Origin of the sequence: Microbacterium foliorum (assembly GCF_003367705.1) — a bacterium.
Taxonomy (GTDB): domain Bacteria; phylum Actinomycetota; class Actinomycetes; order Actinomycetales; family Microbacteriaceae; genus Microbacterium; species Microbacterium foliorum.
Genome location: NZ_CP031425.1, coordinates 138,945 through 160,780, shown reverse-complemented (window position 1 = coordinate 160,780; position 21,836 = coordinate 138,945). Strand labels below are relative to the sequence as shown.

The following is a 21,836-nucleotide window of genomic DNA, read 5'->3' as shown; positions in this document are numbered from 1 at the left end:
GCCCATCGGGGAGAAGTCCGCCCACCGGGGCGGAATCAGGTCAGTGACTCAGGTCAGCTGACGACCCAGTCGAACTCGTCGCCGTGCTCCTCGAGCCATGCGTCGACGGCATCCGCTTCCTTGCCCTCGCCGAACTCGTTCACGACCTTGTCTTCGAGCGAGCCGTACTGCTCGTCGTCGAGCTTGATCTTCTCGATCAGCTCGGCGGCCTCGGGGAACTCCTCGGCGAAGCCCTTCGTGCCGAGGAAGTGCAGGGCCTCAGCCTCGCCCATCGCACCCTTGGGGTCTTCGAGGTCCTTCACGGGGAAGGCGTCGTTGGCCCAGAACGGACGCCACAGCGTCACGACGACGTCCTCCTTCTTGTCGGTCGCGGACTTCAGCTCGGTGAGCATCGCCGCGGTCGACGAGGTGACGAGCTCATACTCGCCGTCGAGGCCGTACTCGGGCATCATCTTCTGGGTCTGCGCGGTGAGACCGGCGCCCGGCTCGATGCCGTAGATCTTGCCGTCGAGCTCTGCGCCCTTGCCCGCGAGGTCCTCGATGGAGTTCAGCTCGGAGTACTCCGGAACCGCGAGGGTCAGCTTCGCGTTGTCGTAGTAGGCGCCGAGGTCTTCGATGTCGTCGCCGTACTGGTCCATGTAGGACTTGTGCGTCAGCTCCGGCCATGCCGACGGGTACATGTCGACGTCGCCCTGGGCAAGACCGGTGTACAGCGGGCCCGCCTCGGTCAGCGTCTTCATCTCGACCGTGTAGCCGATCTTCTCGAGCTGGTCCTGCAGCAGGTACGCGGTGCTGAGTCCGTCGGTCCACGAGGGCAGGAAGCCGAGGGTGATCGTGCCCTTGTCGCCCGATCCGGTGTCTCCACCGCCGGTGCCTCCACCGGTGCCGCCCATGCCGTCGCCGCTGCATCCGGCGAGGGTCAGGGTCGCTGCGGCTCCGATGGCCGCGATCGTCAGGAACTTCTTCTTCATGTGTGTCTCTCTCTCGTTCCGTATATATGGGTGCTGTGTTGCTGTGTACTGCGGGTGTTGCTGTTCTCTTGCGGGAGGGATGAGTCAGTGCACGCCGCCGCCGACGGCGGTGCGGCGTGGGGAGGCCTTCTCGCGCTCGGCCGCGTCTGCGGCATCCTTCGAGTCGGCCGCCTCGGCCGACACGGATGCGGATGCGGTCGACGACGCCTCAGCGGATGCCGCCTCGAGGCGCTGCGCCGTCCGACGACGCGCGAGCAGGCCGAGCAGCGACGAGCGGTTGCTGCCGAGGTCTCCCAGGGCCGCGGTGACGCGGTCGAGGAACACGGCGATGAGCACGACGCCCAGACCCGCCTCGACGCCCTTGGCGATGTTGATGGTCGAGATCGCTTCGACGACGATCTTCCCGAGGCCGTCCGCACCCGCCATTCCGGCGATGACCGCCATCGACAGCGCGAGCATGATGACCTGGTTGACGCCGGCGAGGATCGTCGGCATCGCGAGCGGAAGCTGGATGCCGCGCAGGATCTGCCCCGGCTTGGCGCCGAACGCCTGCCCCGCCTCGACGGTCTCGGAGTCGACTCCGCGGATGCCGAGTTCGGTGAGCCGCACTCCCGGGGGCAGCGCGAAGATCACCGTGGCGACGAGTCCGGGGACGACGCCGATGCTGAAGAACACGATCGCCGGAATCAGGTAGACGAAGGCCGGCATGGTCTGCATGAAGTCGAGCACGGGCTTGAGCACCGCGCGCACGGTGGCGTTGCGGGCCGACCAGATGCCGAGCGGCACGGCGATCAGCACGGCGATCACCGCGGCGACGAGCACGAGGGCGAGCGTCTGCATCGCAGGCACCCAGAGGTTCATGGCCACGATCAACCCGAACGAGATGATCGTCCCGATCGCGAGCTGCCATGAGCGCACGAGCCACGCGATGAACGCGGCGATCAGGATGATGACGACGAAGTGCGGGCTGAGCAGCGCGCGGGTGAGGCCGTCGACGAGAAAACTGACGACGAACGAGATGACGTCGAGCAGACCGTCGAGGTTCGTCTTGATCCAGTCGACGCCCGTCGCGATCCAGCTGCCGAGGGGAATGCGGAAACCATCCATCAGCGCACCTCCTCCGTCGTACCTGCGGCCGGCTGCGGGTCGGCCGTCCATCCGTCATCGAGCACCGCATCGATCTCCGCCTGCGGCATCGGCAGAAGCGGCACCGTGATCTCTCCGGTCGCACCGGGGCCGGGGCCCAGCGCTGCGAGCAGGGTGATGCGCGGGATCACGCCGGTCAGGCGCCCTGCGGCATCCACCACGGCCAGCGGCAGCGGCGACTCCACCGACGGCACGAAGAGGTTCATCAGGACCTCGTCCTCGCTCACGCTCTGCGGCACCGGCTTGATGATCGACTCGAGGGTCGACACGCCCCTGCGCACGAGCTTGACGGCATCGCGGTCGGTGACGATGCCCAGCAGCTTGCGGTCGCGACCGGTCACGTACGTGGCCGACATGAACGCGTCGCGCATCTGGCGCAGTGCGGTGCGCGGGCCCGCCGTCTCGGCGACGACCGGGCGCGGACGCTCCATGACGTTCGCGGCGGTGAGCACGCGGGCACGGTCGACGTCCTGCACGAACTGCTCGACGTAGTCGTTCGCCGGGTCCGTGAGGATGTCTTCGGGTGTTCCGATCTGCACGATGCGACCGTCGCGCATCACGGCGATGCGGTCGCCGAGGAACATGGCCTCGTTGAGGTCGTGGGTGATGAAGACGATCGTCTTCTGCAGCTTCTCCTGCAGTTCGAGCAGCTGCTCCTGCATCTCGCGGCGGATCAGCGGGTCGAGCGCGCTGAACGCCTCGTCCATCAGCAGGATGTCGGAGTCCGCAGCGAGCGCGCGGGCGATGCCCACCCGCTGCTGCATGCCACCGGACAGCTCCGAGGGCAGCTTCTCGGCCTGGCCCTCGAGGCCGACGAGGGCGAGGATCTCCTCGGCCTTCTTCAGGCGCTCGTCTTTTGCGACGCCCTTGAGCTCGAGCGGGTAGGCGACGTTCGCGGCGACCGTGCGATGCGGCAGCAGTGCGAAGTGCTGGAACACCATCGAGATGCGGTCGCGGCGGATCTCGCGCAGGCGGCCCGCCGGGATGCCGGTGATCGGGTCGCCGTTCACGACGACGGATCCGTCGGTCGCCTCGTGCAGCCCGTTGAGCATGCGGATGATGGTGGACTTGCCGGAGCCGGAGAGGCCCATGATCACGAAGATCTCGCCGCGGTTGACGGTGAAACTGGCGTCGATGACGGCGGCGGTCCCTGCGTCGCCGACGGCGGATCTGCTCTCACCGGCCTTGAGTCGACGGACGGCACTGCTCGGATTCTTCCCGAACACCTTGTACAGATTGCGCGCTTCTAGAGCGATTTCGGACACGTTTCCCCTGCGGCTCGCCTTCGGGCGGCTGAGCCTGCTTCGGTTACGCCCGGGTGATCCTCCCGGCCGTTTCGACATGGTGCTGTGGCGGCGCGGACGGCGGATTTCGGATCCACCGCGATAGAGCATCGACCGTACGTCCACGCCTCTTCGCAGCACAGCACATTCGAAAGAAGGACGTGGTCGCGGACTGGTCTTCGGGCCGTCAGGCCCATCGTCCAACGTACCGAAACGGCCGGTCAGGGGCAAATCCGCAATTTCTGATGCCGTTCAGTTCCCGCGTCTGACCGGGGGATTGTGCGGGTTTCGGACAGGGCGGTGCGGCACTGCCGCGCGGGCGTTTCGGGGCGTGCGGTCAGCGACGGACACTGCGCGTCACCGTGAACTTCGGAGTGCGCTGGAGCTGCTCGGTGGTGCCGATGAGACGGGTGAGTTCGCCCCGATATCCGAGCGACGAGTTGTAGACCGTGACCAGTTCGCCGCCGGGGCGGAGTATGCGCGCGGCGGCCTCGAACAGGCGCGTCGCGGCGCCGGTGTGCACGCTGGTGCCGAGGTGGAACGGGGGGTTGAGGAGGACGACATCGGCACTCGCGTCGGCGATCTGCGATCCGGCGTCATCGTGCATGACGGTGACGCGGTCGGCGACGCCGTTCGCGGCCGCCGTGGCACGTGCGGAGGCGACGGCCGCCGCCGACCGGTCGGTGGCGATGACCCGCGCATCCGGGTGTGCGAGCGCATACGACGCGGCGAGCGCCCCTGTTCCGCAGCCGAGATCGACGACGATCGGTGTCGGGCTCGACCCGTGGTCGTTCACAACGCAGCACGGATTGCCGGGATCGGCCGCTTCCGGGGCGCCTTCACCCTGCGGGGTGGCGTCGATGCTGAGTTGTGAACCGATGCTGAGTTGTGAACCACCGGGGCCGAGCACCTCGAGCAGGAATCGCGTGCCGATGTCGAGCTTCGCGCCCGCGAACGCGCCACCATGGGCGACCAGGACCAGTCCCTCATGCTGCGCGGTCACCGGGAACGGCGGCTCGGCGGGCACCGGCCGGGGCTCGGATGCCACGACGAGGCGTGACTTGCGCTCGGCGTGCTGGGCCTGCACGTGCGCGAAGCGGCGTCCGAGCACCTCGTTCTGCGCGATCGTCATGTGCTTCACGCGACCGCCGGCGACGAGCACGACGTCCGGGGCGGCCCACCGCGCGACCGCGTCGGCGATCTCGTCGAGCTCGGCGAGGGCCTTCGGCAGCTGCAGCAGCACGAGCCGCGCCCCGCCGAGCAGTGCGACGTCGAGTTCATGGGCGGAGAACCCGGCGAGCCCGAGCTCGTCGGCGTTGCGCGCGAGGGCGCGTCGCCCGGTCGCGAGGTCCTGATGAACACGGATGCCGTCGAGACCGGCGGCGGCCAGCGCGAGCGTGATCGCACCGTAGTCGTCACCGATGACCACGGCCTCCCCTCCGTCGATCCCGAGCGACAGGGCGCGCTCGACGAGCAGCAGATCAGTCGCATCGTGGGCCTGCAGATTGTCGGCCTCGACATCGGGCCAGCGGCGCAGGCGGCTGTAGGGGAAGTCCACGCCTCCAGACTACGAGTGGCTCCCCTTGACGTGGACTGAACAACTGTTTAGTCTGCTGTACATGCGTTCAGCAGCTAACGACCTCACCGCTCGTGCCCGCATCCGCGACGCCGCGATCGCCGCCTTCGCCCGCGACGGATTCGACGCCACGAGCCTGCGAGCGATCGCCGCGGAGGCCGGGGTCAGCGCCGCGCTGATCGTGCACCACTTCGGCGACAAGAACACCCTCCGCGCCGAGTGCGACGAGTACGTGGTCAGCGTATTCATCGATGACGAGCACGACCTCATCGAGGCGCCGACCGGCGACCGCATCCGCGCCGCCCTGCACGATCTCGACCGCTACGGCAGGTACGTCGACTACCTCTCACGGATGCTCGTCGACGGCTCGCCCGCCGCCGATCGACTGTTCGACAGCTTTCTGGCGAGCACCCGCAGCGTGCTCGCCGAGCAGCGCGACGCGGGGATGCTCGAGCCCATGAGCGACCCCGAGCTCACGACCCTGCTCGTGACTCTGATGGGCCTCGGCCCCGTCGTGATGCGCAGTCAGATCGCGCGCGCACTGGGCACGGATCAGCTGAGTCCCGCGGGGCTCCTCCGCCTGACGCTGCCCACACTCGAGCTGCTCACGCACGGCATCTACTCGACGACCGCGCTGCTCGACAGTGCCCGCAACGCCCTCTCGTCAGAGGGGACCGCCTCGGAAGGAGACGCATCATGACCGACACCGTCGAGATCGACCGCCTGCACAAGCGGTACGGCAGCCGCATCGCGCTGCACGAGCTCGGTCTGCACGTGCGCCCCGGCACCGTCTTCGGGCTCATCGGCCCGAACGGCGCCGGCAAGACCACCACTCTGCGCACCCTGGTCGATGTCATCCGCCCCTCGTCCGGCACGGTGCGTGTGCTCGGTGAGGACCCGCGTCACGGCGGGGCGGCACTGCGGCGACGCATCGGCTACGTGCCAGGAGAACTGCACCTCGAGGGGCGATCGAGCGGCCATCGGATGCTGTCGTTCTACGCGCAGGTGTCGGGAATGCGCGACGCCGCGACCACGCTGCGCACGGGACGAGATCTCGCTGACCGCCTCGGCGTCGACCTCTCACGTCCCGTCCGCACGCTGTCGAAGGGCAACAAGCAGAAGGTGGGGCTCATCCAGGCCTTCATGCATCGGCCGGAGCTGCTGATCCTCGACGAACCCACCAGCGGCCTCGACCCGCTGGTGCAGCGCGAGTTCCTGCAGATGGTGCGCGAAGCGAGGGACGCGGGGCAGACCGTGCTGCTCAGCTCGCACGTGCTCAGCGAGATCCAGCAGACCGCCGACGAGGTCGCCGTGCTCGCGAACGGCCGAGTGGTCGCCGACGGCGACGTCGCCTCGCTGCGGCTCGGCTCCATCCGCCGGGTGCGCGTCGAGATCTCGACGACGGATGCCGCCGCAACGCGCGCCGGCTTCGACCGGGTTCCGGGGCTGAGCGGGATCGACGCGACGGATGCCGACGGCATCCTGCAGCTGTCGGGCACGATCGAGGGCGCCATCGACCCGTTCATCAAGGCGCTGGCCCCGTTCGAGGTGCGAGACCTGACGGTCGAGGAACCCGACCTCGAGGAGTCCGTGCTGCGGCTCTACGGCGACTCGGCGGCAAGCGCAGCGTCGGTTCGATCACGCGGCGAGCGCCGCACGGGTGCTGCCGAGCCCGACGCCGGGTCCGCTGTCGAGACCCGTGCCGATCCCGCTGTTGAGACCCGTGTCGATCCCGCTGTCGAGACCCGTGCCGAGGCGCGTGTCGAGACCCGTGCCGAGCGCCGGACGAGACGCTCGATGCGCGACGGGGAGGGACGGCGATGAACGGCATCCTGCCGGTGTTCCGGCGCAGCCTGCGCGACTCGTGGCGGAGCCTGCTCGGGTGGACGGTCGGCCTCGCCGCCGTGCTCCTCCTCTACCTTCCGCTGTACCCGAGCCTCGGCGGCAACGGGCAGCTGCAGGACATCATCTCGGCGCTGCCGAAACAGCTCGTCGAGACCATCGGATACGACCAGATCTCCAGCGGCGCCGGGTACACGCAGAGCACCTTCTACGGACTGATGGGCTTTCTGCTGCTCACGATCGCCGCGGTGCTCTGGGGTTCCGCCGCGATCGCCGGGGCGGAGGAGAGCGGACGAGCCGAGCTCGACCTCGCGCACGGGATCGGACGCGGTCAGTACGCGCTCGAGTCGGCGGTCGCCGTGCTCGTCCGCCTGCTCTGGCTCGGTGCGTTCTCGGGCTTCGTCGTCTGGTCTCTGAACGACTCCGCCGAGCTCGGCCTCGCGGGCTCGCGGATCGTCGGCGCGAGTGCGGCGCTCAGCGGGCTCGCGTTCCTCACGGCATCCGCGGCCCTGCTCGCGGGGGCTGCGACCGGGCGCCGGGTCTGGGCGACCGGTGTCGGCGCAGGGATCGCGGTGGTCGGGTACATCCTGCAGGCGCTCGCCAAGCAGTCGACGGATCTCGACTGGCTGAACGCCCTCTCGCCATATGCATGGGTCTACCGGCAGTCGCCGCTGGCCGACGGCGTCGACCCCGGCGGCCTCGCGCTGACGTGGGGCCTGGCGCTCGCCTTCGTCGTCGCCTCGATCGTCGCGCTGCGCACCCGCGACCTGCGCGGCTGACGGCCGGGGGCGGATGCCCCGGCATCCGCCCCCGCCGCTCGCCCGCCCGCCGCGCGCCCGCCCCCGCCCGCCGCTCGCCCCCGCCCGCCGCTCGCCCGCCGCTCGCCCGCCCCCACCCAGCGGGGCCGCTTCCGCACCGCCCCACCCAGCGGGGTCATTTCCGCACCGCTATCGAGCTCTTCCGATGCAGAAGTGACCCCGCCCAAGCCTGGGCGCCCGCGAGGATGCCAAAGTGACCCCGCCCAGTGTGGACGCGCCAGCGAGGATGCGAAGCGACGCCGCCCCACCCAGCGGGGCCACTTCCGCACCGCCCCACCCAGCGGGGCCGCTTCCGCACCGCCCCACCCAGCGGGGTCATTTCCGCACCGCTATCGAGCTTTTCCGATGCAGAAGTGACCCCGCCCAAGCCTGGGCGCCCGCGAGGATGCCAAAGTGACCCCGCCCAAGCCTGGGCGCCCGCGAGGATGCCAAAGTGACCCCGCGCGAGTAGGGGGCGCCAGCGAGGGTGCGAAAGTGACCCCGCCCGACCCGACTCCGCAGCGACGACGCGGATGCAGGCGGGGGCCGGCACGCAGAAGGGTTGACACGACCCAGGTTCAGTGGTTACCTAGTCTAGCAACTAACCCACTAACCACCGCGGAGGACTCGTGATCGACGAAGGCAAGCCGCTCTTCCTCCAGATCGCCGAGCAGATCGAGGACTCGATCCTCGACGGCTCATTGTCCGAGGAGGCGCAGGCCCCGTCGACCAACGAGCTCGCCGGCTTCTACCGGATCAACCCCGCGACCGCAGCGAAGGGAGTCGCCATGCTCACCGACAAGGGAGTGCTGTACAAGCGCCGCGGCATCGGCATGTTCGTCGCATCCGGGGCTCGGGATCTCGTGCTCGGCGAGCGCCGGGCGGCCTTCGCCGACCGCTTCATCGACCCCCTCCTCTCCGAGGCCCGCACGCTCGGGCTCGGAGCCGAGGACCTCGCCGCCCTCCTTCGCGAGCGTGCGGCACAGACCATCGCAGATCCCGCCACACCCCGAGCAGAAGGGAAGACCGGAGCATGACCGCCGTCATCGAGGTGCAGAACCTCACGAAGCGCTACAAAGACACCCGCGCGCTCGACAACATCTCGCTCAGCCTCGAAGGGGGCGCCATCTACGGTCTCCTCGGCCGCAACGGCGCGGGCAAGACGACACTCATGTCGATCCTCACCGCCCAGAACTTCGAGTCCTCCGGAACCGTGCGCGTCTTCGGGGAGCACCCCTACGAGAACTCGCGGGTGCTGAACCGCGTGTGCTTCGTGCGCGAGGGCCAGAAGTACCCGGATGACGCCTACCCGCGTCATGCCTTCGCCGCGGCGCGCCTGTTCTTCGAGAACTGGGATCAGGATCTCGCCGACGAGCTGATCGCGGAGTTCCAGCTGCCGATGAAGCAGACGATCAAGAAGCTCTCGCGGGGCCAGCTGTCGGCGGTCGGAGTCATCATCGGACTCGCCTCCCGCGCCGATCTCACGTTCTTCGACGAGCCGTACCTCGGTCTCGACGCGGTGGCTCGGCAGATCTTCTACGACCGGCTGCTCGCGGACTACGCCGAGCATCCGCGCACCATCGTGCTGTCCTCGCACCTGATCGACGAGGTCTCGAACCTCATCGAGAAGGTCATCGTGATCGACAGCGGTCGCATCATCCTCAACGAGGACACGGATGCCGTGCGCGACCGCGCCGTCACCGTGGTCGGCGATGCGGAGGCGGTCGACGCCTGGGCCTCCGGCCGCGAGATCCTGCACCGCGAGGCCCTCGGACGCGTGGCCTCGGTCACCGTGCTCGGGGCGCTCTCCGCCGCGGAGCGGGCCGAGGTCACGGCGTCCGGCCTCGATCTGACGCCCGTCTCGCTGCAGCAGCTGGTGGTCCGTCTCACCCAGAAGGCCGAGGCAGCCGACAGAGCCTCGACCGCGAAGGAAGGAGTCCTCTGATGCGACGCACACTCAACGTCATCCGCCTGCAGCTGATCAACCGTCAGACGTTCGTCTGGGTGCCGCTGATCATCCTCGGCTCGGCGACCGTGCTCTCGGTGCTCATCTACGCGATGATCCCCGGCGACGGACCCAAGTACGGCGGGGGCGGACAGGCCCCGCTCTGGTACTTCTTCGCCATCGGGATCTCGGCGATGACCCTCACCTTCCCGTTCTCGCAGGCCATGAGCATCACCCGCCGCGACTTCTTCGTCGGCACGATGCTCACCGCGATCCTGGGCAGCGCCTTTCTCGCGGCTCTGTTCCTGCTCGGCGGGGGCATCGAGGTCGCGACGAACGGCTACGGCGTCAACGGCTACATGTTCTACCTGCCATGGCTGTGGGAGGCGGGTCCGCTCGGGGCGTTCGTCGTCTACTTCACCCTCGCGCTCTTCCTTTTCGTCCTCGGCTTCACCGGGGCCACGATCTACAAGAGCTGGGGGCCCACGGTGGTGACGATCGTCGGCGTGGGACTCTCCCTCGTGCTGGTGGGTCTCGTGTTCCTCGTCACCCGCCTCGAGCTGTGGGTCCAGGTCGGGCTCGCGATGGGCGATCTCGGCGCACTCGGGCTCGCACTGTGGGGCCTCGCGATCGTGGTGCTGCTCGGCGCGGTGTCGTTCTTCGCCTTCCGCCGGGCGACCCCCTGACACCTCGGCCTCCGAGACCGGTGACGGCGGCGTCGACCCCTCGGGGTCGGCGCCGCCGCGCGTGCGCTTAGCCGTCCGTCGCCGACGGCGCAACCCGTTGGAGCGATGCGCGCGCTCCCGACTAGCGTCACCCTCCGGGAGGCGGACGGGAGGATGCAGTGACCGACATCAGAACGCGATGGCGCGCACGCCGTGTGGGCGCGGGCCGGTCGATCCGCGAGGCGGTGCACCCCGCACGCCTGCTCCTGGTCGCCAAGACGACGCTCGCCGTCGGACTCGCCTGGATGATCGCGCCGCACATGCCCGGCGTCACGGAGCAGTACCCCTACTACGCGCCGCTCGGCGCCCTCGTGAGCATGTACCCCACGCTGATGGGATCGGTGCGCTCGGGACTGCAGACGCTGATCGGCCTCGCCACCGGCATCGGGCTGGCATTCCTGGTGGTCATGACCGTCGGTCCGAACTGGTGGACGATCCCCGTGGTCGTCGGGATCGGCGTGCTGGTCTCGGGTACCGGCTGGTTCGGCGCGGGCCGGGAGTATGTGCCGATCGCCGCGCTTTTCGTGCTGATCGTCGGCGGGCAGAACGCCGACGACTACTCGCTCGGATATCTCGTGCAGATGGCCGTCGGCGTCGTCATCGGCCTGATCGTGAATGTGGTGATCGCCCCTGCTCCCCTCACCCTCGCGGCCTCGGCGCAGGTCGACGAGTTCCGTTCGCAGCTGAGCGCGCACCTCGAGGACATCGGTGCCGCCGTGTCGGAATCCTGGCCTCCCGAGCACCAGCAGTGGGCGAATGATGCCGCATCCCTCGCCGACACCACGGCCGCCCTGCGCTCGGCGCTGGCCGAGGCCGACGACAGCCGACGCGGCAATCCCCGGGCATGGGGCCGCCGCGGCGAGACCCGGCACATCCACGAAGAGCTGGCCCGTCTCGACCGGATCGCCCATCTCATCCGCGACATCTCGGACGAGATCGCCGACACCATCTGGGACCGTCCGGGGGCTCTCGATCTCGACCCCGCGCTTCCCGAGCCGCTGTCGGCCGCGTGCCGGGCCGTCGCCGACGTGATCGCGCAGCAGGATCCGGTCGACTCCGCAGACCATCGGGCGCGTGGCGAGGCGGCGCGTGCGATCCGGCTGCTGCTCGAGACGGTCGACGACCGCACGATCCGGCAGCATCGCTCCATGGGGCCTGGCGTGCTCGCCGCGATGCACCTTCGTCGCATCCTGATCGTCAGCGGCCACCGGGAGCCGGAGGAGGAGACGCCGGAGCCGAGGGAGACACCGGAGCCGACGGAGACGCCGGAGCCGCAAGCCGAGACGTCCGAGACGGAGGCCTCGGAGCCCGAGGGCGACCGGGCCACCCGCGACTGACGGTCAGATGGTGTCGTCGGCGGCGAGGATGTCGATCTGCCAGGGACGCCCGTCGGGATCGTTCGGATCGTGCGCGTCGACCGCTTCGGTGATGACCTCCTGCACACGCTCCATCACCGCGTCGAACTCGGACTCGGTCAGCCGCACCATGCGCTGCGAGAACGCGGCGTGGATCTCGGTCGCGCGTCCGGAGAGGTACTCGGGGGTCCAGGCGATCACCCGCGCCATCATCTCCTGATGGTCTTCGGCGAGCGAGCGCACCATCGCGGTCCCCAGCGCCTCGTCCGGCACCGGATGCTCGGGGCCGCCGAGGTTGATCGACCCCTTGCGCGACTTCCAGACCCGGTCGCGGCGATCTCTCGCGTGCTCCGGCGCCTCTTCGATCAGCCCGGCATCGGCGAGGACCCGCAGGTGAAAGCTCGCGCTGTTCGGGGCGACGCCGAGGTCTTCCGCCACGTCGGCTGCACGGAGGTGCTCGCGGCGCGCGAAGAGCCGGATCATCTGACGCCGCAGCGGGTGCGCATAGGCCTTGAGCATGGCCGTGGTCATCCAGACCTGGTCTTCTCCGCTCTGCGACTCCGTCATCCTCGCAGTCTATCCGCACGCGAAATTGCGCAATAAGTATTGCGCAATTGTTCTTGCGGAACTATCGTGAGGAGCATGACGACCGTGACCGCACCGCACCGCCTGTGGCGCAACACCCGATACCTGACCTGGCTCGTGAGCGACACGAGCAAGGGACTCGCGGCCGCGCTGTTCGCCTTCGCCATTCCTCTGCTCGCCCTGATCGTCACGAACGACCCCGCCCAGGCCGGCATCATCGGCGGTGCCGGCATGGTCGCGCGGCTCCTGCTGACCCTCGTCGGCGGCATCCTCGCCGACCGGCATCCTCGTATCGTCCTGATGTTGATCGGCTCCCTCGTCGGCATCCTGTTCGCGGGCGCCTTCACGCTGCTCGCCCTCGCCGATGCGCTCACCTTCGGCACCCTTCTCGCCGCCAACGTGCTGCTCGCCGCGCGCAGCGGACTGTTCGACGTCGCCGGCGAGAGCGCCATCAAGGAGATCGTCCCCGACGACGCGATGGGCCGGGCCCAGGCAGCGAACCAGGGGCGGGATGCCGCGCTGCAGCTCGCCGGCGGACCGCTGGGCGGTCTGTTGCTGGGCGTCGGCGGATGGCTGGTCGGCGTCGTGATGACGCTCTGCCATGCGGTCGCCGCGGTGACGGCATGGGTGCTGAAGAGGGAGGCCCGCCGCTCCGGGATCGTCGATGCGGGAGCGGAGGCCGATCGCGTGGGAGCGGATGCCGCGACGTCGACCGCCGCCGCGCCGTCGACCACTGCCGCGCCCGCCCTCAATGCGCGCGATGGCCTCGGTTCTTCGACAGAGCTGAGCGCCGAGGTCGCCGTGGTCGCCGCCCCCGCCACACCCGACGCGTGGTCCGAGCTTCGGGAGGGGTTCCGGTGGCTGCTCTCTCGCGCCGACCTCGGCGGCGTGCTGCTGATCATCACGATCATCAACCTCGGCTTCAACGCCGCAATCACGACCACGATCTACGCCCTGCAGCAGGACGGCTACTCGGAGCTGCTCATCGGCTCGCTGAGCGCGGCCGTCGGCGCCGTGATGCTCGTCGGTGCGGTCATCGCGCCGATGCTCGTGCCGCGCTTCCGGGCAGGGATCATCGCGATCAGCGGGCTGTCGGTCGTCGCCGTCGGCGCCATCGTGCTGTCGACGGTCACCGAGCCGTGGGCCATCGTCGTCGTGCTGGGCGCATCGGTGCTGCTGCTTCCGGCCTTGAACGCGGGGATGATGGGCTACTTCATGGTCGCGACCCCCACCCAGCTGCTCGGGCGCGCGAACAGCGCGGCCGCCGTTCTGGGGATGGGCGCGATGCCGCTCGCGCCCATGATCGCCGGCTTCGGACTCACCTGGATCGGCCGCGAGGCGACGATCCTCGTGTGCGCCGCGCTCTGCGTCATCGCCGTCGCGCTCGCCCTCGGCAACCGCGCGCTGCGCGGGTTGCCCGTGGAATCGCAGTGGGCCGAGCACGCGAAGCAGTACGAGAACACCTGAGTCTCGCTCGGGAGACCGGACGGAAGCCGCCGACGCGCGCGCACGCCTGACGAATGCCCGTATCGGATGTCGGTGTCGGTGCGTAGGATCGGCGGCACCGACCACCCCTACCCGAGGAGACGACGATGTCAGCCCTGGAGATCACCGAGAAGCCCCTTCATTTTGTCCGACTCGCGACCCTGACGCAGTCGGTCGACACGCAGCCCGAGGTCGCCGCGGTCGTCGGACCGCTGTTCGACCGCGTGGCCGACGCGCTTCTGGCATCCGGAGCGACGCCGGGGATGCCGATCGCCGAGTACGACATGGACCGTCACGGCGTGCGCATCACCGTCGGCTTCACGTACGACGGTCCCGCGATCGACGGCCTCGTGATCGTGGAGCTGCCCGCCGTGGCTACGGCCTTCACCGCCACCCATCACGGGTCCATGGCGACGATCGACGAGAGCTGGGGCGCCGTCAACGCCGCGATCACCGAGCGTGGCGCAGAGGCGGTAGGACCATGCCGAGAGGTCTACCTGCAGTCCGAATCCGAAGACCAGGCTGACTGGATCACCGAGTTGCAGCAGCCGGTCTCGGCGGGCTGAGCATCACCCGGGCATGATCGTCAGAGTGCGCCGGACGGTGGCCCTGCCGCTCGGTCGGGCGTGATCTTCAGAGTGCGCCGGTGAGTGCGGCGACGCCGACGAGCACCGAGACCAGAGCCAGCACCAGGGCGATCGCGATCAGCACGGCGTGCACCTTGAGGAAGGTCGTGGCCTTGCCGTCGGCATCCCGTGCCCGCGGGTCGGTCGCGACGCGCTTGTAGAAGCGGGGCCACACCACCACGTTGAAGGCGGCATTGAGGAACAGGACGACAGCGAGAGCGATCACCCCTCCACGGTATCGTCCCCGGCACCCGACATCGTCCCTCCGGCGCTGTCCCGGCCCGTATCTCTCGTCCCCTGTGCCAGACCCCTTTCCTCGTCCCCCCTTCGTCGTCCCCCCTCTCCTCGTCCCCCCTCTTCCTCCGTCCGAATGCAGGACCCCGGCACGTCTGCAGGATGAGAACCCGACTCCCGTCCTGCATCCGTGCCCCCCTCCTGCATCCGGCCCGTCACCCGTTTTCGGCCGTCCCCTTCCTCCGTCCGAATGCAGGACCCCGGCACGTCTGCAGGATGAGAACCCGACTCCCGTCCTGCATCCGTGCCTCCCTCCTGCATCCGGCCCGTCTTGGAGCCGGGACCCCGAACCCAAAACCCACATTCCGGAAAACAACCGAGTCCATGTATCACTGGCCCCTTGCCGTGCTCCTTACCTGTGTGATCACAATGGGACTCATGATCGACGGCGCACCCGATGGCGCCGGCCTCGATCCTGCACCGGACGACGGAGCGGCGCGCTGGACGCGTGCCGCCGGCCACTTCGACGCATGGCGGGACGGCGACAGCCGCGCGATGGAAGACCTCGTGCGGCTGATGACCCCTGTCCTCTGGCATGTCGTGCGCGCCTACGGGCTCGAGCGCACGCTCGCCGAAGACGTCATCCAGACGACGTGGCTGCAGCTGGTCCGCGGCCACCGCTCGATCTCCGACCCGAAGGCCGTCTCCGCCTGGCTCACCACCACCGCCCGCCGAGAAGCCTGGCGCGCGGGCAAGGCACTCAACCGTCTCGACACGACGGAGGCGGATGCTCTCGACGCGCTCCTTCCCGAGCAGCAGTCGGCCGAAGACCATGCCGCGATCGGCGACGAGAGCCGGCGGCTGTGGGCGGCGGTGCAGAACCTCGCCGAACGCTGCCAGCGGCTGCTGCGAGTGATCGCCTTCGAAGAGCGCCCCGACTACGCCCGCCTCGCGGCCGATCTGGCGATGCCGGTGGGCAGCATCGGGCCGACCCGCCAGCGCTGCCTGGCGAAGCTGCGCGACCTGCTCGACACGACCCCACGGATGGAGGGACGCTCATGAGTGAGAACGATGGCAGCAACGGCGGCGACAACCACGAGGATGCTGAACTGTTCGCCCACCTGCGCTCGCTCTGGCGCAGCGTGGACCCGATGCCGGCGAGCCTCATCGATCGCATGATCGCGGCGGTGGCCGCCGACGGGCTCTCGGCCGAGTACGCGCTGCTCACCCTCGTCGACGAGCCGCTCGGCGCGGTGCGGGGAGATGCAGATGCTCTGACCCTGCAGTTCAGCGACGGCACCACGAACATCCTGCTCCACGTCACCGGCACCGCGACCGGCGCGCACCGCGTCGACGGCTGGGTCGACGCGGCCGCCGGGTCGATCGAGCTCGCGCAGGGCGAGAACGTCCGCACCACCACAGCGAGCGCGACCGGACGGTTCGTGTTCGACGAGGTGCCCGACGGCCTGACACTCGTGCGCCTTTCCACCACCATCGGCGATGAGACGCGCACGCTGTCGACCCCGCAGTTCGAGCTGTGATCGACCGCCGTGGGGCGCGAGGCGGATCGGCCCGCACGCGAGGCGGATCGGCCCGCACGCACCGCGCGTGAGAATCCACGCAGACCACGCAGACCGCGCGTGACACACCACACACACCGCGGGTTCGCCCGCACACACCGCGGGTGGACCCGCGCAGGATGCGGGTGCGCCCGCGAGGAGAGGACCGACGATGGAACAGCCCGCGGGATGGACCTGGCAGGACAGAGCGGAAGGATCGATCAGGCGCGGCACGGCGCTCGATCCCTCGATCGAACCGGTGGGCGGGGTCAGAGCGTTCCCGACCGCCTATCTGCAGGATCGACTGCTGATCACGCAGGATCAGGACGACGATCAGGAGGGCTACGACCGGGAGATCAAGGAGCTGCAGGAGGCCGCGGGAACGTTCGGGTGGACCCTCGAGCTCGAACCCGACGACGATGCCGTCGTCCGAGGCCCGCTGGCGCCGGGAGTCCCCGGATTCCTGCGCGCACAGCTGACCACCCCCGACGAACCCACCCGCGGCGAGTCACCGGTCCCTCCCGACGCATGGCGCGTCCTGCAGCGCGCACGGCGCAGCTCCCGCACATCGATGCCGCGAACCAGCCTCGAGCACGTGCTGTCGATCGACCCGGTGGGGCTCAATCCGTTCAGTCGCACGAATCCCTTCAGCCGCACCAACCCGTTCAGCCGCACCAACCCGGTGCGCGGTGCGGGTGCCGGCGGCAGCGATGACTACCTCGAGCCCGGGCGCGGTGCGCGGCAGCCGGTGGCCTGGGTGGGAGCGGCGCCGCAGCGCGCGGCGGCCCCGAAGCGCGGACGCCGCCCCGTCGTGGCCGTGCTCGACACCGGATGCGGTGTGCACGACTGGCTGCCGGATGACGTGGTGACCCGACACATCGAGCTCGACGGTGTTCCGGTCGGCCTCACCGACGACGCCGACCCCGAGCGGTACCCCGACCTGTACGGGCAGCTCGACGGTGAGATCGACGCCGTCGCCGGGCACGGCACCTTCATCGCCGGCATCATCCGCCAGGCGGCACCGGATGCCGACATCCTGTCGATCCGCATGGCCGGGGCGCTCGGGGTGATCGACGAGAGCACGTTCCTCACCACGGTCGCGCAGGTCGTGGAACTGCTGCGGCGCCACCGTGAGGACCCGAAGACCGGGCATCCGATCGACGTGCTGAATCTGTCGCTCGGGTACTACCACGAGACGCCGGTCGACGGACTGTTCAGCCGGACCCTGCATGCGCTGCTCACCACGGCGCGGCAGCTCGGATGCGTCGTCGTGTGCTCGGCGGGCAACGACGCGATCGACCGCCCCTCGTTCCCCGCCTCGCTGTGGTCGTGGCCGGGGGCCGACAACGGCATCCCCCGTGACCGCGATGCTCCGCATGTGTCGGTGGGCGCCCTCAACCCGTCGGCCCGCTCGGTCGCCCTGTTCTCGAACGTCGGGCCCTGGGTGCAGACGTACGCACCGGGTGCGGCCGTCGTCAGCACGTCTCCGGCGTTCGTCGGCGGCGAGCAGGCGAGCACCCGGGCGGACGTCGAGGGACTGCGCCGCGAGACGATCGATCCCGACGACTATCGGGGCGGCTTCGCGATCTGGAGCGGCACCTCGTTCTCGGCGCCCTACGTCGCGGGACGCGTCGCGGCCGAACTCGGAACGGTTCCGACGCAGGGGGTGACTCCTGCCGCCGCGGCGAAGGCGGTCGCAGCGGTGCTGAAGACGCTGCCGACGCCGGTCGAGCGGGGGTAGGCGCGCTCGGGTGGCTGACGAACGCCCGGACGGCTGACCGAAGGGGACGGAATCGTCAGCCAGTCGGGCATCGTTCAGCCATCCGGCGCTTCGGATGCCGCCGCGGCCCTTCCCTGACGCCCCGCAGACCGGCATTCTGGTGTGATGCCCCTGACCGCGCACGTGCTGCATCGGCGCGGCGTCGACGCGGCCAACTCCCGACGGTTCGCGCAGGCACGCCGCGCCCTCACCGCCGCATCGTCGCGCACCGATGACCAGGATCTGCGCGCCCGCATCGACGGCACCATGGCGTACGTGCTCGCGCAGACCGGCCAGCCCGCCGCGGCCGAGCAGCTCTCCCGCGAGACGCTGTCGCGACCGGGGCTCAGCGCCGAGACCGTCGCACTCTCACACGGCCAGCTCGGCACGCTGCTGATGCACGGCGGACGGCTCGACGAGGCGGAGCTCTCGCTGACCACCGCGATCAACGGCCTCGACGACGACTCGATCGAGGGCGCGAATCTGCGCATGAGCCGGGCCATGGTCGACATGCAACGGCACCGTCTCGACCGCTGCGCCGACGATCTGCAGCGGGCCATCGCGACCTACGAGGCGCATGACGCGCAGGAGCCCCTCGCCGAAGCGCGACACAATCTCGGCTACGCCGCGCTGCTCGGCGGAGACCTCGTCACCGCTCTCGCCCTCATGACGAGGTCACGCCCCATGCTCGCGGCGACCAGCGACCTCGCCGCCGCCATCAGCGATCTCGACCGGGCCGAGGTGCTGCGCGATGCCGGACTCACGACCGAGGCCGAGGAGCTTCTCGGCACGGTCGCCGTGCAGTTCGGAGCGCAGCGGATGCGGCAGGCCCGGGGGGAGGCCGAGTTCCACCTCGCCCGGTCACTGCTGCGGCACGACGCGGTCGCCGCCGAGCGCGCCGCGGCGACCGCATCCCGCCGGTTCGCCACCCTCGGCAGTGAAGGGTGGGCGGCTCGTGCAGAGGCCGTGCGCCTCGAGGCCGGGCTGCGCGCCCACCCGACACGTCCGCCGGCCGCCGCCGATTTCACCCGCACCGCCGCCGCGCTCACCCGCGGCGGGTTCCGCACCGAAGCCGCCGCCCTGTCGCTCACGGCCCGGTTCGCCGACGGGGGACGGATGCCGCGGCTCGCCCCCGACGCCCCGATGCCCCTGCGGCTGCGTGCCCACGAGGTGCGCGCCGCGCGAGCATCCGCGGCGGGGAGGGACGCCGACGCCCGCCGCGCCGCCGCCGCCGGACTCGACCTGCTCACCACCTGGCAGCAGTCCTTCGGCGCGCTCGACCTGCAGGCATCCGTGGCGATGCACGGCACCGAGCTGATGTTCACCGGCCTCGCGGCCGCCGCTCGCTCCCACGACCCTGAGGTGGTGTTCGAGTGGTCGGAGCGCGCCAGACATCTGAGCCAGCAGGTCGCACCGGTGCGGCCTCCGCACGACGCGGAGCTGTCGGCCGATCTCGCGGAGCTGCGGATGCTGCGCGCCGACCTCGCCGGGTCCGACTGGACGACCGACACCCGTGTGCGCGAGTTGCGCGACCGGGTGCGCGACCGGCAGTGGTCGTCGACCGGAGCCGGCGGCAACCGCGAACGCCTCGGACTGCGAGAGACCCGTTCGACCCTCGACGGCGACACCGCGATCCTGGCCTACATCTACACGCGCACCGAGCTGCTGTGCGTGGTGGTGACGGCATCGGACTCATCGATCGTCGAGCTGTCGTGGGCACGCATCCAGGATGCGCTCGACGGACTCCGCGCCGATCTCGACGTCGCGGCGCTGACCCGCGGTGGTGCGATGGCGGCGCTCGTCTCCCGCTCGCTCGACGACCGGCTCCGGGTGCTCGACGACGCCCTCCTCGCCCCGGTGCGCGCGGCCGCGGGGGGAGCGCGGAGGCTGGTGTTGACGATTCCCGGCATTCTGGCGGGCGTCCCCTGGGCGATGCTCCCGGGGATGTCGGGAACGCCGTTCACCCTCGCGACGTCGGTCTCGCGCTGGCTCGGTGACATCGCTCCGGCACCTGCCACGATCGCGCAGGTCGCCGCCGGCTTCGCGACCGGCCCGCGGGTCGCGCGCGCCGACGAGGAGGTGCGTCGAGCGGCGGCGGCGTGGCAGGACGCCACGGTGCTCGGAGGCGACGACGCCCGGGTCTCCGCGGTCACCGCACTCGCCGAAGACGTCGACATCCTGCACATCGCCGCGCACGGGCGTCACGCGGTCGACAACCCGCTGTTCTCCGGCTTCGAGCTCGCCGACGGCACCCTGTTCGGATACGACGTCGATCTCATCGCACGCGCACCCGCCACTGTGGTGCTCTCGGCGTGCGAGCTCGGCCGCTCATCCGTGCGCTGGGGCGAGGAGGCGCTGGGCATGACCAGGGTCTGGCTGCACGCGGGCACGCGCTGCGTCATCGCGGCGCCTGTCGTGGTCGCCGACGACGTGGCGTGCGAGCTGCTCGGAGCAGTGCACGACCAGCTCGCGGCCGGTGTCGCTCCGGCTGTCGCCCTGGCCGCCGCATCCGAATCGACCGGGTTGAAAGCCCCCTTCCAGTGCCACGGGAGCGGGCTCTGAGAAAAGTCTCCACTCGATGTATCAGAACGTCGGATGCTCTCTCCTTATCTCCAGAAGGTGCCACGCGAAGGGCTTCGGAGACGGAGTGCGAGGGAGGCGCAGTCGGTATGGGGTACCTCGTGCACTGGGGAGTGTGAGGCCGACAGACACCATCTGCTCCGGGGATGTCGCGAGAAGGGTCGCGGCATCCCCGCATGGAGTCCGGCAGGGGTGATGCTTGCAGGAGACGTGCGACCGGAAGAACACTTGACGATTCGGCTGTCGAACCGATGGACTCGGTACATGCCGTCGACACCTGATCCCGGCGATGTCCCCGAAGTGCTCACCATCATGCCTGACTGGGGGAGCTCGCAACGGGTGGCCGGAGTATTCTCTCCCTCACTATCGAGCGAGCTTCGAACACGGATCCGCGCGTGGAACGACGAGTGGAAGTTCATACTCAACCCACAGAAGACGATCCACTGGCCTGAGCCAGAGGTAGGGCGTCAGTGGATAGCTGAAGGGAACGCTCTCGTCGAAGCCATCCAGGCAGAGCTCGGGTCGAGGTATCGCGTCGTCGGCGGATTCGCTGACTATGCCCCGGAGTCGTGATCGCGCAGACGTCTCATGAGGTGAGGACCTCGTAGCCGGCGGCGCGCAGATCGGCGAGGGTCGCGGCATCCGCGCCGTCGTCGGTGAGGAGCACGGGGAACAGTTCCGCACCGCCGACGGCGGCGAACGCGACCGTGCCGAGCTTGCTGCTGTCGGTGACCACCACGGCACGACGCGCACGTTCGGCCATCATGCGGTTCACTGCGGCCTCACGTTCGTCCTGCGTGGTGGCGCCGGCTGCGGCATCCATGCCGTTGACGCCGATGAAGGCGATGTCGAGTCGCACCCCGCGCAGCAGCTGTTCGACGAAGGGGCCGACCAGCTCGTAGCTGCGCGAGTGGATCACGCCGCCCGTGACGACGACCTTGATGTCAGGGCGGGTCGCGAGCTGCGCCGCGATGTTCACGGCGTTCGTGACGACCGTGATCCCCGAACCGACCGCGAGGTCGTCGCGCGCGGCGAGGGCGGCGGCGATCGCGGTGGTGGTGGTGCCTCCGGAGAGCCCGACGACCATGCCCGGGGCCACGAGGGCGGCCGCGGCCTGGGCGATGCTCTCTTTCTGCTGCGCGCGCTGGTGGCTCTTGTAGCGGATCGGCAGCTCGTAGGCGACCGAATGCGCGACCGCCCCGCCGTGGGTGCGGGTGAGCAGACGCTGCTCGGCGAGCGAGTCGAGATCGCGGCGGGTGGTCGCGGCGGATGCTCCGAATCGGTCGACGAGCTCGTCGACGTTCACCTCGCCGTCCGCGGCCAGCAGGTCGAGGATCGCGTTCAGTCGGGCGGCGCGCTTCATGTCAC

The 21,836-nt window shown here is 69.7% G+C and carries 21 protein-coding genes; 14 read left to right on the top strand and 7 right to left on the bottom strand.

The window, feature by feature from the left end:
• Positions 1–53: 53 nt before the first annotated feature.
• From DXT68_RS00820 to DXT68_RS00805, 4 genes are all read right to left on the bottom strand, one after another.
• The gene (locus DXT68_RS00820; protein ID WP_045252512.1) at positions 54–971 is read right to left on the bottom strand and encodes a glycine betaine ABC transporter substrate-binding protein; all 918 of its coding nucleotides are present in this window, start codon (positions 969–971) and stop codon (positions 54–56) included.
• 84 nt (positions 972–1,055) lie between these two features.
• Complete coding sequence (locus tag DXT68_RS00815) at positions 1,056–2,078, bottom strand: ABC transporter permease (protein ID WP_045252519.1); 1,023 nt, start codon at positions 2,076–2,078, stop codon at positions 1,056–1,058.
• Complete coding sequence (locus tag DXT68_RS00810) at positions 2,078–3,382, bottom strand: quaternary amine ABC transporter ATP-binding protein (RefSeq protein ID WP_045252513.1); 1,305 nt, start codon at positions 3,380–3,382, stop codon at positions 2,078–2,080. Before DXT68_RS00810 ends, DXT68_RS00815 begins: the two co-directional genes overlap by 1 nt.
• A 355-nt stretch (positions 3,383–3,737) precedes the next feature.
• Positions 3,738–4,958, bottom strand: coding sequence for a class I SAM-dependent methyltransferase (locus DXT68_RS00805; RefSeq protein ID WP_045252514.1), 1,221 nt, complete (start codon positions 4,956–4,958; stop codon positions 3,738–3,740).
• A gap of 61 nt (positions 4,959–5,019) precedes the next feature.
• Between DXT68_RS00805 and DXT68_RS00800 the strand changes: the two genes are divergently transcribed.
• From DXT68_RS00800 to DXT68_RS00770, 7 genes are all read left to right on the top strand, one after another.
• Positions 5,020–5,676 carry a TetR/AcrR family transcriptional regulator gene (locus DXT68_RS00800; protein WP_045252515.1) on the top strand — a complete coding sequence of 219 codons (657 nt, stop codon included), beginning with the start codon at positions 5,020–5,022 and terminating at the stop codon, positions 5,674–5,676.
• Positions 5,673–6,800: an ABC transporter ATP-binding protein gene (locus DXT68_RS00795; protein ID WP_082068753.1), complete on the top strand. Its 1,128-nt coding sequence runs from the start codon at positions 5,673–5,675 to the stop codon at positions 6,798–6,800. The genes DXT68_RS00800 and DXT68_RS00795 overlap by 4 nt, the downstream gene beginning before the upstream one ends.
• Entirely contained in the window at positions 6,797–7,597 is an 801-nt protein-coding gene (locus DXT68_RS00790; protein WP_045252516.1) for an ABC transporter permease subunit, read from the top strand. The genes DXT68_RS00795 and DXT68_RS00790 overlap by 4 nt, the downstream gene beginning before the upstream one ends.
• A 647-nt stretch (positions 7,598–8,244) precedes the next feature.
• The gene (locus DXT68_RS00785; RefSeq protein WP_045252492.1) at positions 8,245–8,652 is read left to right on the top strand and encodes a GntR family transcriptional regulator; all 408 of its coding nucleotides are present in this window, start codon (positions 8,245–8,247) and stop codon (positions 8,650–8,652) included.
• Positions 8,649–9,560, top strand: a complete 912-nt coding sequence (locus DXT68_RS00780) for an ABC transporter ATP-binding protein (protein ID WP_045252491.1) — start codon at positions 8,649–8,651, stop codon at positions 9,558–9,560. The genes DXT68_RS00785 and DXT68_RS00780 overlap by 4 nt, the downstream gene beginning before the upstream one ends.
• The gene (locus tag DXT68_RS00775) at positions 9,560–10,246 is read left to right on the top strand and encodes a hypothetical protein (RefSeq protein ID WP_045252490.1); all 687 of its coding nucleotides are present in this window, start codon (positions 9,560–9,562) and stop codon (positions 10,244–10,246) included. The genes DXT68_RS00780 and DXT68_RS00775 overlap by 1 nt, the downstream gene beginning before the upstream one ends.
• A 158-nt stretch (positions 10,247–10,404) precedes the next feature.
• On the top strand, positions 10,405–11,622 hold the full coding sequence (locus tag DXT68_RS00770; RefSeq protein ID WP_082068749.1) for an FUSC family protein: 1,218 nt from the start codon (positions 10,405–10,407) through the stop codon (positions 11,620–11,622).
• 3 nt (positions 11,623–11,625) lie between these two features.
• On the opposite strand, the gene DXT68_RS00765 is transcribed toward DXT68_RS00770, so the two are convergent.
• Complete coding sequence (locus DXT68_RS00765; RefSeq protein WP_052677558.1) at positions 11,626–12,207, bottom strand: helix-turn-helix domain-containing protein; 582 nt, start codon at positions 12,205–12,207, stop codon at positions 11,626–11,628.
• A 75-nt stretch (positions 12,208–12,282) separates the two neighbouring features.
• Here DXT68_RS00765 and DXT68_RS00760 point away from each other — a divergent pair, with 75 nt between their 5' ends.
• Together DXT68_RS00760 and DXT68_RS00755 are read left to right on the top strand one after the other, a co-directional pair.
• Entirely contained in the window at positions 12,283–13,692 is a 1,410-nt protein-coding gene (locus DXT68_RS00760; RefSeq protein WP_045252489.1) for an MFS transporter, read from the top strand.
• A 125-nt stretch (positions 13,693–13,817) separates the two neighbouring features.
• The gene (locus tag DXT68_RS00755; RefSeq protein WP_045252488.1) at positions 13,818–14,276 is read left to right on the top strand and encodes a GyrI-like domain-containing protein; all 459 of its coding nucleotides are present in this window, start codon (positions 13,818–13,820) and stop codon (positions 14,274–14,276) included.
• Between the two features lie 67 nt (positions 14,277–14,343).
• Here the strand turns inward: DXT68_RS00755 and DXT68_RS00750 are convergent, their stop codons facing one another.
• A complete protein-coding gene (locus DXT68_RS00750; RefSeq protein WP_045252487.1) occupies positions 14,344–14,562 on the bottom strand; it encodes an SCO4848 family membrane protein in 219 nt (72 codons plus the stop codon).
• 446 nt (positions 14,563–15,008) lie between these two features.
• Between DXT68_RS00750 and DXT68_RS00745 the strand changes: the two genes are divergently transcribed.
• The 5 genes from DXT68_RS00745 (at position 15,009) to DXT68_RS16860 (ending at position 21,041) form a co-directional block, all read left to right on the top strand.
• A complete protein-coding gene (locus DXT68_RS00745) occupies positions 15,009–15,632 on the top strand; it encodes an RNA polymerase sigma factor (protein ID WP_244268073.1) in 624 nt (207 codons plus the stop codon).
• Entirely contained in the window at positions 15,629–16,111 is a 483-nt protein-coding gene (locus DXT68_RS00740; RefSeq protein ID WP_045252633.1) for a hypothetical protein, read from the top strand. The genes DXT68_RS00745 and DXT68_RS00740 overlap by 4 nt, the downstream gene beginning before the upstream one ends.
• Positions 16,112–16,301: 190 nt before the next feature.
• The gene (locus DXT68_RS00735) at positions 16,302–17,870 is read left to right on the top strand and encodes a S8 family peptidase (RefSeq protein ID WP_045252634.1); all 1,569 of its coding nucleotides are present in this window, start codon (positions 16,302–16,304) and stop codon (positions 17,868–17,870) included.
• A gap of 144 nt (positions 17,871–18,014) precedes the next feature.
• Positions 18,015–20,450, top strand: coding sequence for a CHAT domain-containing protein (locus tag DXT68_RS00730; RefSeq protein ID WP_045252635.1), 2,436 nt, complete (start codon positions 18,015–18,017; stop codon positions 20,448–20,450).
• Between the two features lie 282 nt (positions 20,451–20,732).
• The gene (locus tag DXT68_RS16860; protein WP_156149226.1) at positions 20,733–21,041 is read left to right on the top strand and encodes an immunity protein CdiI family protein; all 309 of its coding nucleotides are present in this window, start codon (positions 20,733–20,735) and stop codon (positions 21,039–21,041) included.
• A gap of 13 nt (positions 21,042–21,054) precedes the next feature.
• On the opposite strand, the gene DXT68_RS00725 is transcribed toward DXT68_RS16860, so the two are convergent.
• Positions 21,055–21,831, bottom strand: a complete 777-nt coding sequence (locus DXT68_RS00725) for a DeoR/GlpR family DNA-binding transcription regulator (protein WP_045252636.1) — start codon at positions 21,829–21,831, stop codon at positions 21,055–21,057.
• Between the last annotated feature and the right edge of the window lie 5 nt (positions 21,832–21,836).

Bases quoted from the DNA above. Each gene is read 5' to 3' on its own strand.
- DXT68_RS00800 (WP_045252515.1), top strand. From the start codon at position 5,020: ATGCGTTCAGCAGCTAACGACCTCACCGCTCGTGCCCGCATCCGCGAC.
- DXT68_RS00730 (WP_045252635.1), top strand. From the start codon at position 18,015: ATGCCCCTGACCGCGCACGTGCTGCATCGGCGCGGCGTCGACGCGGCC.
- DXT68_RS00760 (WP_045252489.1), top strand. From the start codon at position 12,283: ATGACGACCGTGACCGCACCGCACCGCCTGTGGCGCAACACCCGATAC.
- DXT68_RS00775 (WP_045252490.1), top strand. From the start codon at position 9,560: ATGCGACGCACACTCAACGTCATCCGCCTGCAGCTGATCAACCGTCAG.
- DXT68_RS16860 (WP_156149226.1), top strand. From the start codon at position 20,733: ATGCCGTCGACACCTGATCCCGGCGATGTCCCCGAAGTGCTCACCATC.
- DXT68_RS00790 (WP_045252516.1), top strand. From the start codon at position 6,797: ATGAACGGCATCCTGCCGGTGTTCCGGCGCAGCCTGCGCGACTCGTGG.
- DXT68_RS00765 (WP_052677558.1), bottom strand. From the start codon at position 12,207: ATGACGGAGTCGCAGAGCGGAGAAGACCAGGTCTGGATGACCACGGCC.
- DXT68_RS00780 (WP_045252491.1), top strand. From the start codon at position 8,649: ATGACCGCCGTCATCGAGGTGCAGAACCTCACGAAGCGCTACAAAGAC.
- DXT68_RS00820 (WP_045252512.1), bottom strand. From the start codon at position 971: ATGAAGAAGAAGTTCCTGACGATCGCGGCCATCGGAGCCGCAGCGACC.
- DXT68_RS00725 (WP_045252636.1), bottom strand. From the start codon at position 21,831: ATGAAGCGCGCCGCCCGACTGAACGCGATCCTCGACCTGCTGGCCGCG.
- DXT68_RS00735 (WP_045252634.1), top strand. From the start codon at position 16,302: ATGGAACAGCCCGCGGGATGGACCTGGCAGGACAGAGCGGAAGGATCG.
- DXT68_RS00745 (WP_244268073.1), top strand. From the start codon at position 15,009: ATGATCGACGGCGCACCCGATGGCGCCGGCCTCGATCCTGCACCGGAC.
- DXT68_RS00740 (WP_045252633.1), top strand. From the start codon at position 15,629: ATGAGTGAGAACGATGGCAGCAACGGCGGCGACAACCACGAGGATGCT.
- DXT68_RS00815 (WP_045252519.1), bottom strand. From the start codon at position 2,078: ATGGATGGTTTCCGCATTCCCCTCGGCAGCTGGATCGCGACGGGCGTC.
- DXT68_RS00755 (WP_045252488.1), top strand. From the start codon at position 13,818: ATGTCAGCCCTGGAGATCACCGAGAAGCCCCTTCATTTTGTCCGACTC.
- DXT68_RS00795 (WP_082068753.1), top strand. From the start codon at position 5,673: ATGACCGACACCGTCGAGATCGACCGCCTGCACAAGCGGTACGGCAGC.